Origin of the sequence: Oceanithermus profundus DSM 14977, assembly GCF_000183745.1 — a bacterium.
In the GTDB taxonomy this organism is placed as follows: Bacteria; Deinococcota; Deinococci; order Deinococcales; family Marinithermaceae; genus Oceanithermus; species Oceanithermus profundus.
On sequence record NC_014761.1, the window covers coordinates 1189347 to 1202489 of the forward strand.

The 13143-nt window shown below is 68.4% G+C and carries 11 protein-coding genes; 5 read left to right on the forward strand and 6 right to left on the reverse strand.

The genetic code is table 11. The annotated features are described in order from the left end of the window. Positions 1-3: 3 nt before the first annotated feature. From OCEPR_RS05840 to OCEPR_RS05855, 4 genes are all read right to left on the reverse strand, one after another. Positions 4-315: a YbjQ family protein gene (locus OCEPR_RS05840; protein ID WP_013457787.1), complete on the reverse strand. Its 312-nt coding sequence runs from the start codon at positions 313-315 to the stop codon at positions 4-6. Beyond that, the gene (locus tag OCEPR_RS05845; RefSeq protein WP_013457788.1) at positions 312-1652 is read right to left on the reverse strand and encodes a dipeptidase; all 1341 of its coding nucleotides are present in this window, start codon (positions 1650-1652) and stop codon (positions 312-314) included. The genes OCEPR_RS05840 and OCEPR_RS05845 overlap by 4 nt, the downstream gene beginning before the upstream one ends. A 9-nt stretch (positions 1653-1661) precedes the next feature. After that, a complete protein-coding gene (gene hspR, locus OCEPR_RS05850; protein ID WP_013457789.1) occupies positions 1662-2390 on the reverse strand; it encodes a heat shock protein transcriptional repressor HspR, fused homodimer type in 729 nt (242 codons plus the stop codon). Positions 2391-2524: 134 nt separating this feature from the next. Then, positions 2525-4267, reverse strand: a complete 1743-nt coding sequence (locus OCEPR_RS05855) for an NAD-dependent malic enzyme (RefSeq protein WP_041554054.1) — start codon at positions 4265-4267, stop codon at positions 2525-2527. Between the two features lie 86 nt (positions 4268-4353). Between OCEPR_RS05855 and mdh the strand changes: the two genes are divergently transcribed. The 3 genes from mdh (at position 4354) to OCEPR_RS05870 (ending at position 6772) form a co-directional block, all read left to right on the forward strand. Next, positions 4354-5307: a malate dehydrogenase gene (mdh, locus tag OCEPR_RS05860; protein ID WP_013457791.1), complete on the forward strand. Its 954-nt coding sequence runs from the start codon at positions 4354-4356 to the stop codon at positions 5305-5307. 182 nt (positions 5308-5489) lie between these two features. Then, the gene (locus OCEPR_RS05865; RefSeq protein WP_013457792.1) at positions 5490-6257 is read left to right on the forward strand and encodes an enoyl-CoA hydratase-related protein; all 768 of its coding nucleotides are present in this window, start codon (positions 5490-5492) and stop codon (positions 6255-6257) included. A gap of 41 nt (positions 6258-6298) precedes the next feature. Then, on the forward strand, positions 6299-6772 hold the full coding sequence (locus OCEPR_RS05870; RefSeq protein WP_013457793.1) for a hypothetical protein: 474 nt from the start codon (positions 6299-6301) through the stop codon (positions 6770-6772). Here OCEPR_RS05870 and OCEPR_RS05875 read toward each other — a convergent pair. Beyond that, entirely contained in the window at positions 6743-7321 is a 579-nt protein-coding gene (locus tag OCEPR_RS05875) for a protoglobin domain-containing protein (protein WP_013457794.1), read from the reverse strand. The genes OCEPR_RS05870 and OCEPR_RS05875 overlap by 30 nt on opposite strands. Before the next feature lies 1 nt (position 7322). Next, entirely contained in the window at positions 7323-11906 is a 4584-nt protein-coding gene (gene gltB, locus OCEPR_RS05880; RefSeq protein WP_013457795.1) for a glutamate synthase large subunit, read from the reverse strand. A gap of 211 nt (positions 11907-12117) precedes the next feature. Here gltB and OCEPR_RS05885 point away from each other — a divergent pair, with 211 nt between their 5' ends. Further along, complete coding sequence (locus OCEPR_RS05885) at positions 12118-12390, forward strand: stage V sporulation protein S (protein ID WP_013457796.1); 273 nt, start codon at positions 12118-12120, stop codon at positions 12388-12390. A 65-nt stretch (positions 12391-12455) separates the two neighbouring features. Then, positions 12456-13142, forward strand: coding sequence for a zinc metallopeptidase (locus OCEPR_RS05890; RefSeq protein ID WP_013457797.1), 687 nt, complete (start codon positions 12456-12458; stop codon positions 13140-13142). Position 13143 lies beyond the last annotated feature (1 nt).

The window sequence follows — 13143 nt, forward strand, 5'->3', positions numbered from 1 at the left end:
CCCCTAGACCCGCACGGCCGTACCCGTGGCCGTGACCATGAGCATGCTCTGGCCGATGACCTCGTAGTCGAGGTCGATCCCGATCACCGCGTTGGCGCCCAGCTTCTTCGCCTCTTCAGCGAGCTCAGTGAGCGCGATCTCGCGCGCCTTCTTGAGCTCGGCCTCGTAGGCGCCGGAGCGGCCGCCGAAGACGTCGCGCACCGAAGCCATCAGGTCCTTGAAGATGTTGGCGCCGACGATGGTTTCCCCGTGAACGACGCCTTTGTACTCTTGCACCGGCTTTCCGTCGATCTGGCTCGTGGTGGTCAGGATCACGCGGAGCCTCCTTTCAGGTACATGGGCAGCAGCCGCAGGAAGTTCTTGCTGGCCTCGATCCCCTTTTCGAAGTTGACGGCGTCGAACTTCTCGTTGGGGGCGTGCAGGTTGTCGCTCTCGAGCCCGAACCCCATGAGCACCACCGGGGCCTCGAGCTCGCGCATGAAGTCGGCCACGATGGGAATGGAGCCGCCCTCGCGGGTGAAGACGGTCTCGCGCCCCCAGGCCTCCTCGAGCGCCTGAGCGGCGGCCTGCATGGGCGGCGAGTTCGTGGGGACGACCACCGGATCGCCTCCGTGGTGGCGGATGACCTCCATGGCGTACCCCTCGGGCAGGATCTCGCGCAGGTAGGCCTCGGCCAGGTCGGCGATCTTCTCCGGATCCTGGTCGGGAACGAGCCGCATCGAAAACTTGAAGAAGGCCTCCGCGGGGATGACCGTCTTGGAACCCTCCCCCTGGTATCCGGAGCCCAGGCCGTTCACGTCGAGCGTGGGCCGGGCCCAGCGGCGCTCCAGGATGCCGTAGCCGGGCTCGCCGGGGGTGGCCTCGGCCCCCACCTCGGCCTTGAAGGCCTCCTCGTCGAAGGGGAGTCGGGCCCACATCGCCCGCTCTTCGGGGGCGACGGGAACGACGTCGTCGTAGAAGCCGGGGATGCGGATCCAACCCATTGGATCCTTGAGCTGGGCGATCATCCAGGCGGCGGCGTGGGCGGCGTTGGGCACCGCGCCGCCGTAGGCGCCGGAGTGGACGTCACGGGCGAGGCCGCGCAGGCGCACCTCCAGGTAGGCGAGCCCGCGCAGGCCGTAGGTAAGCGTGGGCAGGCCCGGGGCGAACATCGGCGAGTCCGAGATCAGAACCACGTCGGCGGCCAAGCGCCGACGGTGCTCCTTGACGAAGGGGACCAGGTTGGGGCTGCCCACCTCCTCTTCGCCCTCGATCAGGAACTTGAGGTTGACGGGCAGGTCGTCGGCGAGCTGCATGGCCGCCGCCACGTGGGCAAAGACCTGCCCCTTGTCGTCGGAGGCGCCGCGGGCGTAGATCTTTCCGTCCTTGATCGTGGGCTCGAAGGGTGGGGTCTCCCAGAGCTCGAGCGGGTCGGGCGGCTGCACGTCGTAGTGACCGTAGACGAGCACCGTAGGCGCCGAAGCGTCCACCTGCTTCTCGGCGTAGACGATGGGGTGGCCCGTGGTGGGAACGACCTCCACCGCGAACCCGGCCTCGGACAGACGATTGTCCAGCCAGTGCGCGGCGCGTTCGACGTCCTGCTTGTGGCTGGGATCCGCAGAAACCGAGGGAATGGCCAGGAATTCGAGGAGCTGATTCAGGGGATCGATCATACCCCTAGTTTAAGCGCCCTCGCCGCCCGCCTCCGGGGCCGCTTCACCTTCGGGCCCGCGCGCCTCGCCCACCTTCGCCAGGAGTTCGAGCCGCAGGCGGCCGATCTCGGCCTCGAAGCGTTCCTGCAACGCCTCGAGCTCCTGGCGCAGGCGCATGATCTCCTCGACTCCGGCGAGGTTGACGCCCAGCTCCTGGGTGAGCCGGCGGATCTCGCGCAGGTGTTCGATGTCGCGTTCGGAGTAGAGGCGGGTCTTGCCCGAACTGCGCTTGGGGCGGATTAGGCCCTTGCGCTCGTAGAGGCGCAGGGTCTGAGGGTGCATGTCCACCAGCTCGGCGGCGACGGAGATGACGTAGACGGGCCGGTCGCTGGGTGCGGCCTTGGACTCCTCCTCGACCTCGCCCGGCAGCGCGGGCGGCGTCTCGATCTTGGCCGCCTCATCCTGGAGGGCCTTCTTCAAGCGCTCGGCCTCGGCCTCGAAGCGTTCCTGCAACGCCTCGAGCTCCTGCCGCAGGCGCATGATCTCCTCGACGCCGGCGAGGTTGACGCCTAGCTCCTGGGTGAGCCGGCGGATCTCGCGCAGGTGTTCGATGTCGCGTTCGGAGTAGAGGCGGGTCTTGCCCGAACTGCGCTTGGGGCGGATTAGGCCCTTGCGCTCGTAGAGGCGCAGGGTCTGAGGGTGCATGTCCACCAGCTCGGCGGCGACGGAGATGATGTAAACCGGACGATCCTTGCTCACAGTGCGGCCTCCAGGAAGATCACCTTGACATCTCCATTATAAACTTCCTGCGGCCCGTGACGAAAGCCTTCTAGGCCTCGGCGGTTGAAGAATCGCCCGGCGTTCGGACCGGGCGATTCTCGGAGAGGAAGACGCTACTCCTCGGGGGTGCCCTTGACGTAGGGGAGGTAGTGCGGCTCCCAGAAGTGCCGGCGCACGTAATCGAGGACGTCGTGGTCGGCCAAACCGTCGAAGCGGTTCGTCGCGGCCACGCCGTCGGCGACGGCCTGGAGGATCACCTTGGCCGCCACGTGGACGCTGGCCTCGCGCATCTCGCGCACGAAGGGGTAGACCATCCCCTGTTCGATGTGGGAGCGGTCGACGAAGTCGGCCAGCGCGTAGGAGGCCGCGAGGACCATGCCGTCGGTGATCTCGCGCGCGTGCGCAAGGATGGCGCCGAAACCCAGCCCGGGAAAGATGAAGGCGTTGTTGCCCTGGCCGATGGGGTAGGTCTTGCCCTTGTACTCCACCGGGTCGAAGGGGCTTCCGGTCGCCACGATGGCCGCGCCCTCGGTCCAGTGGAGGATGTCCTCGGGCAGCGCCTCGGAAGCACTGGTGGGGTTGGACAGGGGGAAGATCACGGGGCGGTCGGTGGCCTCGAGCATCGCCTTGACCACGGGCTCGTTGAAATCGCCGGGGCGCCCCGAGAGCCCAAGCAGCACCGTGGCCCGGGCGTTCTGGATGACCTCGAGCAGGTGCGGAGCCTTGCCGCTGAAGGTCCAGTCGGCCACTTCGGCGGGGTCGTGGGCATACGGGCGCTTGTACGCCTCCATCGCCCGGTCGCTGAGGAGCAGCCCCTTGGAGTCGAGCACGTAGACGCGCTTCCTGGCCTCCTCCTCGCTGAGCCCCTCGCGGATCAGACCCTGGACGATCGCCCAAGCGACGCCGACGCCGCCGGCGCCCGCGCCGTAGACGACGAAGACCTGGTCGGTCACCGGCTCGTTCTTGATCTTCATGGCGTTCAGCACGCCCGCCCAGGTGACGGCGCCGGTGCCCTGGATGTCGTCGTTGAACGAAGGCAGCTCCTTGCGGTAGCGCTCGAGCAGGGTGAAGGCCGCCTCCTTGGAAAAGTCCTCCCACTGGAGGATCGCCTTGGGGTAGCGCTTCTTGAAGGCCTGGACGAAGCGGTCCATGAACTGGTAGTAGGCCTCGCCCTTGAGGCGGTGGTGGCGCACGCCCAGGTAGAGGGGGTCCTGGAGCAGGTCCTCACGGTCGGTGCCCACGTCCAGCTCGATGGGCAGCGTCTTGTCGGGGGCCACGCCGCCGGCGCCCGCGTAGAGGGAAAGCTTACCGATGGAGATGGCCATGCCGCCGAAGCCTTGGTCGCCGATGCCGAGGATGGCCGAGGAGTCGGTGGCCACGACCAGCCGCACGTCTTCGAGGGGCACGTTGGCGAAGCACTGGTCGGCCTTGTGGATGTTCTCAGTGGAGAGCGCGAGCCCGCGGGGCAGGCGGTAGATGTGGGAGAACTCGCGGACCGCGTCGCCCACCGTAGGGGTGTAGATGATGGGCAGCATCTCCTCCAGGTGCTCGACGAGCAGGGCGTAAAACAGGACCTCGTTGCGGTCTTGCAGGTTGCGCAGGTAGATGTGCTTTTCCAGATCGTTGTCCTGAAGCCGGTACCTTCGGTAGACCCGCTCCTTTTGCTCTTCGATGCTGGTGATGTGCGCCGGCAGCAGCCCCTCGAGTTCCAGAAGTTCCCGCTCCTCGCGGGTGAAGGCGGTGCTCTTGTTGAGCAGGGGGATGCGCTGCAGCAGGAACCCGGTCACGTAAACCTCGAGGTAGCGGTGGCCGTTCTTGTCCCTCTTTACGTCGTAATAGCGGCTGACCTTGGCCATGGCCCCATCATAGGACTTTGCCTGCATGCAGATGTCCTGGTCCTTTTCGCGGCGCACGGGAGTAAAATTGAGCTCGGAGGTATCCAATGGCCATCACAGGACGTCCAAAAGTCAGCGTTATCGGTGCAGGACACGTCGGCTCCACCCTCGCCATGCGCATCGCCGAAGCCGCGCTCGCGGACGTGGTGCTCGTGGACATCGTCGAAGGCATGCCCCAGGGCAAGGCGCTGGACCTCTCCCAGTCCAGACCCGTCGTCCTCAACGACGTGACGATCACCGGGACCAACGACTACGCCGACATCGCAGGCTCGGACATGGTGATCACGACCGCCGGCGTGCCCCGCAAACCGGGCATGAGCCGCGACGATCTGATCGAAATCAACGGCAAGATCGCCCTTACGATGGGCGAGAACATCAAGAAGTACGCTCCCGACGCCTTCATCATCCAGGTCGCCAACCCGCTCGACGCCATTACCTACGTGATCAGCGAGATCACCGGCACGCCAAAGAACAAGATCATGGGCATGGCCGGGGTGCTCGACTCCTCGCGCTACCGCCACTTCATCGCCGAAGCGCTGGGGGTCAGCGTCAAGGACGTGCAGGGCATCGTCCTCGGCGGCCACGGCGACACCATGGTGCCGCTGCCCCGTTTCACCTGGGTGGGGGGCGCGCCGCTGCCCGACGTGATGCCCGCCGACCAGATCGAGGCCATCGTCGAGCGCACCCGCAAGGGCGGCGCCGAGATCGTGGGTCTGCTCAAGACCGGCTCGGCCTACTACGCCCCCTCGGCGGGCGCCTTCGAAATGGCGAAGGCGATCATCAAGGACGAAAAGCGCATCCTGCCGGTCGCCGCCTACCTGGAGGGCGAGTACGGCATCTCGGGCCTCTTCGTGGGCGTCCCCGCGGTGCTGGGGAAGGACGGCATCGAGAAGATCTGGGAGCTGCCGCTCTCGGACGAAGAGCTGGCGGCGTTGAAGAACAGCGCCGACCACGTCAAGGCCTTGGTGGACAAGGTCAACGAGCTGGGGATCCTCGGCTAGTTCTTCGGACCTTCGGGAAGGGGCGGCCACGGCCGCCCCTTCCCTATTTTCTCGAGCCCCTGCGACCGCCGGCGGTATGGGGCCTCCCTTGGTTTTTGAGCGGCGGAGGGCAGTATGTGATTTTTGTTTCTTGCTTCCCTTTCGTGAGACTTTTCCCTGCTAGCTTTGGCTATGATGGCGGCATGGACCCCGTAATCCACCGCACCGCTGGCAGCGTGTTGGAAATCGCCCTGAACCGACCCGACCGGCTCAACGCCCTCGACGAGACGACGCTCGAGGCCCTGGCCCGGGCGCTCGAGCGGGCCGAAGACGCGTCCGTGCGCGCCGTGCTGCTGCGCGGCGAGGGCCGGGCCTTCTGCGCCGGGCAGGACTTGCGCGAGGCCGCCGGCGGCGCGCTCGACTACCAGGCCCACCTGGCGCGCTACAACCGTGTCGTGCTGCAGATCCGCCGGCTGGCCAAACCCGTGGTCGCCGCCGTGCACGGGGTGGCCGCGGGCGCGGGGATGGCGCTGGCGCTCGCCGCCGACCTGCGGGTGCTGGGCCGCGATACGCGGCTCACCACCGCCTTCGCGCGGATCGCCCTGGTGCCCGACTCGGGAATGACCTACACCCTTCCGCGCACCGTGGGCTGGGGCCGCGCCTTCGAGCTGCTGGCGCTCTCGCCCGACCTGAGCGCCGAGGAGGCGCAGCGCTACGGGCTTGCCAACCGCGTGGTGGACGAAGAACGGGTGCTTGAGGAGGCGCGTACGCTGGCGGCGCGGCTGGCCGAAGGGCCGACGCGGATCTACGGCCTGATCAAGCACGCCCTCGACGAGAGCGCCCGGCTCGGCTTGGAGGAGGTGCTCGAGCTCGAGGCGCAGCTGCAGAAACTGGCCGGCGAGGGCGCCGACCACGAGGAGGGCGTGCGGGCCTTCCTGGAAAAGCGGCCCCCCCGCTTCGCAGGGCGGTAGCTCCTCAGCGCCGGCTCAAACGGCTGGGGTAGGCTGAGGGCATGAAACGGCTCGTTTGGATCTTGCTCTTCGCGGGGCTGGCGTTCGCGCAGACCGAAGGCACCAAGGCGGTACCGGTGACCGTGCTTGGTTTCGACCTCAACGTCGTCTGGCCGACGCCCACCCTGCAGATCTTCGGTCCCGACTGCGACCGCGCCTCCGAGAGCGGCTTCCAGCTGGCCCGCCAGCTGGACCCGCGGGTGCCCGAGGCGATCGAACGCTACGCCTGCTACCGGCTGATGGTCGGCGGGGCCGACAAGCAGGCGACGACCGTGAACTTCATCGCCGGATACACCCGCCAGGGTGCGGGTTACACGCTCACCTTCGAACAGAGCGACGCCGGCGGCCGCCTCGTTCAGGTCTGGGAAAAGCAGGACGCACCGGCGCTCGTTTACGTGTTCACCTTCCTGGAGGACCGGATCGATCTGCTCGTGGGGCAGGTGGCGCTAGCGGCCGCCGCCCAGCCCGGCTCCTGAACGGGCCAGGGTGAGGATCCGGGCCGCGCCGCGCTGCGTGGCCCCCTCGCCGTCTTCGACGCCCGCGGCGACGGCCCGCTCGTAGCTTTCGGCCATCAGGGTGGTGTCGAGGGTGAGCACCTTGCCCAACGCCTCGAGGGCGCTGGGCAGTTCGACCGGGCGCAGCGCGACGAGCAGGTGTTCCAGCGCCAGGCTGTAGACCTGGCCGATCGCCGGGATCAGCGAGGAAAGGGGCACCCCGTAGCGCGCGTGCACCACCCCCACCCGCAGCCGCTTCGCGGCGTAGTCCGCGTCGTATACGCCCTCGAAGAGCTCCCGATACCAGCCCTCGAAGCTTTCGTAGAGGCGTTCGACCCGCCCCGGCTCCCCCCAGAGGATCCGGCGGGTCTCGGGGTCCTGCCCCAGGTGGTCGTAGAAGGCCAGGGCCATCTCGTGCGCCAGCGGGTGCATGATGGGCTTGAGCTCGAGCAGGCGCTCGGCGTGCTCGGGGCCGAACCCCACGCGCCGCAGGCGCCGTTCTACCGCATCGGATCCCGTCACCGCGCCCATCCTAATCCCCGGGCCCACCGTCCGCAACCACCCCTTCGGGTGCGGGCTCCAGGACGGACTCGGCGCGGACCGCCTCGAGCAGCAGGGCTTCGGTGTCCCCGGGCGTCAGCCCCTCGGGCAGGCTCAGCGGCGCCACCTTCCAGAAGTCGCCCCGGTGCTCCTCCCAGTCTTCGAGGATCGTGCGGGCGCGGGGGCTGCCCGTGAGCTTCAGGTGGCGCTCGAGCATGGCCCGCAGCAGCTCGTCGTCCACGCCCGGAGAGAGGCGCGCGATCCCGACCAGGGTCGGGTTGTAACGCTCGGGAAAACGGCTCTGGGGGTCGTAGACGTAGGCGACGCCCCCGGTCATGCCGGCGGCGAAGTTCTGCCCGGTCTCGCCTAGAACCACGACCAGCCCGCCGGTCATGTACTCGCAGGCGTGCTCGCCGACGCCCTCCACCACCGCCCGGGCCCCGGAGTTGCGCACCGCGAAACGCTCGCCCACGCGCCCGGCCACGTAGAGGGCGCCGCCGGTCGCGCCGTAGAGCACGGTGTTGCCGGCCAGGATCTCGGGGTCCTCGCGGTAGAGCGGCGGCCGTACGCTGATCAGCCCTCCGGCCATGCCCTTGGCCAGGTAGTCCTGGGCCTCCCCGACCAGCTCGAGAAAGACGCCCGGGGCCAGGAAGGCGCCGAAGCTCTGCCCCGCCACCCCCTCGATGCGGGCGTGGACGGTCCCCGCGGGCAGCCCCTCCTCGCCGTGGAAGCGGGCGATCTCGCCCGAGAGGCGCGCCCCCACGGCGCGCTCGCGGTTGCGCACCGCGAAGCGGGCGAAGCGCGGCTTGCGGTCCTGCAGGGCGGGGGCGAAGGTGGCGTAGAGCTGATCGTCGAGCAAGGGCCCGTCTTCCGGGCGCTCGGCGCGTTTTTCGAGGGGCTTGGGCCGCCATTCGGGGAACGGTTCCAGCAGCGGCGTGAGGTCGACGTCGTCGGCGCGTTCCAGCGGCACCTCACGGCGCACGAGCAGGTCGTTGCATCCGACGATCTCGTCGAGGCTCCGCACGCCCATCTCGGCCAGGATCGCGCGCACCTCCTGGGCCACGTAGACCAGGAAGCGAACCGCGTGTTCGGGGGTTCCGGGGAAACGGCGGCGCAGGGCTTCGTTCTGGGTGGCCACCCCGACGGGGCAGGTGTTGAGGTGGCACTGGCGCGCCATCACGCAGCCCACGGCCACCAGCGCGGCGGTGCCGAAGCCGAACTCCTCGGCGCCCAGAAGCGCCGCCAGCACCACGTCGCGGCCGGTCTTGAGCCCCCCGTCGACCTGCAAGCGCACCCGGTCGCGCAGGCCGTTTTCCAGCAGGACGCGGTGGGCCTCGGCAAGGCCGAGCTCCCAGGGGCTGCCGGCGTACTTGATCGAGCCCAGCGGCGAGGCGCCGGTGCCGCCGTCGGCGCCGGAGATGAGCACCCGGTCGGCGTAGCCCTTGGCCACCCCGGCGGCGATCGTGCCCACGCCCACCTCGCTGACGAGCTTGACGCCCACGCGGGCGTTCTTGTTGACCCGCTTGAGGTCGTAGATCAACTGGGCCAGGTCCTCGATCGAGTAGATGTCGTGGTGCGGCGGGGGCGAGATCAGCGTCACCCCGGGGGTGGCCCCGCGCACGCGGGCGATCTCGCGGTTCACCTTGAAGCCGGGGATCTGGCCGCCCTCGCCGGGCTTGGAACCCTGGGCCATCTTGATCTCGATCTCCTCGGCGCTCACCAGGTAGGCGGGGGTCACGCCGAAACGCCCCGAGGCCACCTGCTTCACCTTGCTGTTGCCCCAGTCGCCGGAACGGGGGTGCCAGTCCGACTGCGTCAGGTCGGGGCGGTCCTCCTTGTAGGGGTGGTAGCGCACCGGGTCTTCCCCGCCCTCGCCGGAGTTGCTCATCGCGCCGATGCGGTTCATGGCCACGGCGAGCACCTCGTGGGCCTCGCGCGAGAGCGCGCCGAAGCTCATGGCCTGGGTGCGGAACCGCTCGAGGATCGCCTCGATGGGCTCGACCTCCTCCAGGGGTACGGGACGGTCGGTCTTCTTCCAGGTGAGCAGGTCGCGAACCGCCGCGGGCGGGCGCTCGTTCACGGCGCGCGCGTAGGCCTCGTAGCTCTCGCGGCGCTCTTCGCGCACCGCGCGGTGCAGCGACTTGAAGACCACCGGGTTGAAGGCGTGGTACTCCCCTTGCTTGCGGAAGCGGAACTCGCCGCGGTCGGCGAGCTCGGCGGGCCCGCCGTAGGCCTCCTCATGGAAAGCGAGCACGTCGCGGGCGATGCGCTCGAGCCCCACCGCTCCGAAACGGGCCGGCGTCCCCTTGAAGTAGGTGTCCACCACCTCGGGCTCGAGGCCGAGCACCTCGAAGATCTGGGCGCCGCGGTAGCTCGCCAGGGTAGAGATGCCCATCTTCGCCAGGATCTTGCGCAACCCCTTCTCGACGGCCCTCTGGTAGTTCAACAGGGCCTGCTCGAGCGAGATCGGCGCCCGACCGCGGGGGTCGCGCTCCACCAGGTCGCGCACCGAAGCCAGGGCCAGGTAGGGGTAGACGAGGTCCGCGCCGTAGCCTAGCAGGACCGCGAAGTGGTGGTCCTGGCGCGCCTCGCCCGTCTCGACGACCAGCGAGACGCGCATCCTCCGGCCAAGCCGGATCAGGTGGTGGTGCACGCCGCCCACGACGAGCGGCATGGGGATCGGGGCCCACTCGGGCCCCACCCCGCGGTCGCTGAGGATCAGGACGTTGAACCCCTGCTCCACCGCCGCCTGGGCCTCCTGCAAGAGCGCGTCGAGGGCGCGTTTCATCGCCTCGGGACCGCCGTAGGAGGGGAAGCGGGTGCGCAGACGGTAGGGGCGGTACCAGGTGTCGTCGTGGTTGTAGATCCACTCGAGCTGGTCCCCGTGGATGATGGGCGAGTCGAACTCCATCTGGTGCGCTGCGCCCTCCTGGGTCTCCAGGAAGCTCATCCGCGGCCCCACCAGGCTGCGCAGCGACATCACCATCTCCTCGCGCAGCGGGTCGATGGGGGGGTTGGTCACCTGGGCGAAGCGCTGGCGGAAGTAGCGGTAGAGCCACTGCGGCAGCGAGGAGAGGAAGGGCAGCGGGGTGTCGTCGCCCATCGAGCCCACCGGCTCGCTGGCGAGCCGGCTCATCGGGGCCAGCAGGTGGGTGAGGTCTTCGCGGCTGTAGCCGAAGGCCTTCTGCAGGCGCACGAAGTCGGCGCCCCGAGGGAGGTCTTGCCCCTCGTGCAGCAGGTTCTTGGTCTTCGGCGGGTAGGTGCGGTGCCGCCGCACCCAGACGGCGTAAGGCCGGCGGGTGGCGTAACGCTTCTTGATCTCGGCGTCGTGGTAGACCCGGCCCTTCTCGGTGTCCACGGCAAAGATCTGGCCCGGTCCGAGCCGCCCTTTCTCGACGATCGCCTCAGCCTCGGCGTCGACGATGCCGGTCTCCGACCCCAGCACCACCAGGCCGTCGGCCAGCCTCCAGTAGCGCAACGGCCGCAGGCCGTTGCGGTCCAGGGAGGCCGCGGCGTAGCGGCCGTCGGAGTAGACGAGCGCGGCCGGGCCGTCCCAGGGCTCGGAGAGCGAGGCGTGGTACTCGAAGAAGGCGCGCACCTCGGGGTCGACCTCGGCCACGTTCTCGTAAGCCTCGGGGACGAGCATCATCATCGCGTGCAGCGGATCGCGCCCGCTCTGCACCAGCAGCTCGAAGACGTTGTCGAGGATCGCCGAGTCGCTGCCCGAGGTGTCCACGACCGGCTTCAGGTCCTCGAGCGCATCGCCCCAGTGCTGGCTGATCAGCTCGGGTTCCCGGGCGAGCATCCAGTTCACGTTGCCCTGCAGGGTGTTGATCTCGCCGTTCTGGGCCAGGTAGCGGAACGGCTGGGCAAGCTGCCAGGCGGGGAAGGTGTTGGTGGAATAGCGCTGGTGAAACAGGGTCAGCGCCGTCTGGTAGTAGGGGTCGGCGAGGTCGGGGTAGTAGGCGGCCAGGTCGCGCGCCAGCATCAGACCCTTGTAGACCAGGGTGCGCGAGGAGAGCGAGACCGCATAGGCCTCGAGCCCCGCGTCGCGCCAGGCCCGCTCGATCCGCCGGCGCGCCCGGTAGAGGGCGCGCTCGTAGGCGGAGGCCGAAAAGGCCGACGGTTTGATCAGAACCGCCTGCCAGACCTCGGGCTCGGCGCTGCGGGCCACCTCGCCCAGCACCTCGGGGTTGGTGGGCACGCGGCGCCAGACCTCGTGCCCCAGGCCCAGCGCCTCCAGCTCGTCCGCGACGACCTTCATGGCCCGCTCGCGGGCCTCGGGATCGCGGGGCAGGAAGAACATCCCCACCGCGATGTCGCGCGGGTTTTCCGGGGCGATGCCCTCCCGCACCAACACGCGCTTGAACAGCGGGTAAGGGATCTGGGTGAGCAACCCGACCCCGTCGCTGGTCAGTCCGTCGGCGGCCACCGCCCCGCGGTGGGCCATGCGCGCCAGGGCCTCGATGCCCAGCTGCAGCACCCGGTGGCTGCGCCGCCCCTGGGCGTCGGCGATGAAGCCGATTCCGCAGGCGTCGTGGACCGAATTTTGGGTGGGGTCATAACCGCTGCTCATGCGTCTCCTTTTCCCGCAGATGCGTGTTCGCTTATAATGTTTCCTTGTTTTGGGGCCTGGCGCATATTCATGCGCCTATATGGACTCCCATTGTATCTTCGGGCCGCGCCGCCGTCAACACGGCGGGCGCCTTTCGGGTCGAACTTACTTGACACGGCGGATACGTATAGATACGATACAAACTAGATACAACCCTATTCGGAGGTCGTCTGTGGAAACGTTGCGCGTGTCTGGTAAATCTCGTCCTAACTCCGTAGCTGGGGCCATTGCTGCACTCTTGCGGTCGCAAGGGGAGGTGGAAGTGCAGGCCATCGGGCCCGCCGCCGTCAACCAGGCGGTGAAGGCCATCGCCATTGCGCGGGGCTACATCACGCCCGACAACCTCGATTTGTTCGTCAAACCCGCCTTCGTCAAACTGGAGCTGGAAAACGAGGAGCGCACGGCCTTGCGCTTTACGGTGAAGTCGCAGCCGCTGAGCTCCTAAGGCGCAACCTTCCGAGCCTCCGTGGACCATCATCCAGTTCACATGGGTTCTGCTAGACTCATGGCATGATGTTGTTTGGACCTTTTACCTGGTTGATCCTTCTGGTGCTGCTCGCCACCTTCATCATCCAGGGGTGGTTGCAGCGCACCTACGCGCGGTTCAGCCGCGTTCCCAACGCCAAGGGCCTGACCGGCGCGGAGACCGCACGCCTCATCCTCGACCGCTACGGCTTGACGCAGGTTCGCGTCGAACCCGTCCGCGGCCAGCTTACCGACCACTACGACCCCCGCACCAAGACGGTGCGCCTCTCCGAGGGCAACTACGCCTCGCCCTCGCTCGCGGCGCTGGCCGTAGCGGCGCACGAGGTCGGCCACGCGCTCCAGGACGCCGACGACTACGTGCCCATGCGGGTACGTGCGCAGCTGGTGCCGGCCGCGCAAATCGGCAGCAACCTGGGGCCCTGGCTCTTCATCATCGGGCTGATGCTGCAGATGACGGCGCTGGCCACGCTCGGCCTCTACCTCTTCGCCGCGGCGGCGATCTTCCAGCTGGTCACGCTGCCGGTGGAGTTCAACGCCAGCAGCCGCGCCCTCGCCAACCTGCGCAAGTTCGAGCTGCTCGCGCCAAACGAGCTGCCGGCGGCGCGCAAGGTGCTGACCGCTGCGGCCATGACCTACGTGGCGGCGCTGGCCATGAGCGTGGCCTACCTGATCCAGTACGCGGCCATCCTGGGCGTGGGCCGCGACGACTGAC

What these genes read in the sequence shown, in the direction of transcription:
- OCEPR_RS05845 (WP_013457788.1), bottom strand. Translation starts at nt 1,652, where the DNA reads ATGATCGATCCCCTGAATCAGCTCCTCGAATTCCTGGCCATTCCCTCG.
- OCEPR_RS05855 (WP_041554054.1), bottom strand. Translation starts at nt 4,267, where the DNA reads ATGGCCAAGGTCAGCCGCTATTACGACGTAAAGAGGGACAAGAACGGC.
- mdh (WP_013457791.1), top strand. Translation starts at nt 4,354, where the DNA reads ATGGCCATCACAGGACGTCCAAAAGTCAGCGTTATCGGTGCAGGACAC.
- OCEPR_RS05865 (WP_013457792.1), top strand. Translation starts at nt 5,490, where the DNA reads ATGGACCCCGTAATCCACCGCACCGCTGGCAGCGTGTTGGAAATCGCC.
- OCEPR_RS05870 (WP_013457793.1), top strand. Translation starts at nt 6,299, where the DNA reads ATGAAACGGCTCGTTTGGATCTTGCTCTTCGCGGGGCTGGCGTTCGCG.
- OCEPR_RS05875 (WP_013457794.1), bottom strand. Translation starts at nt 7,321, where the DNA reads ATGGGCGCGGTGACGGGATCCGATGCGGTAGAACGGCGCCTGCGGCGC.
- gltB (WP_013457795.1), bottom strand. Translation starts at nt 11,906, where the DNA reads ATGAGCAGCGGTTATGACCCCACCCAAAATTCGGTCCACGACGCCTGC.
- OCEPR_RS05890 (WP_013457797.1), top strand. Translation starts at nt 12,456, where the DNA reads ATGATGTTGTTTGGACCTTTTACCTGGTTGATCCTTCTGGTGCTGCTC.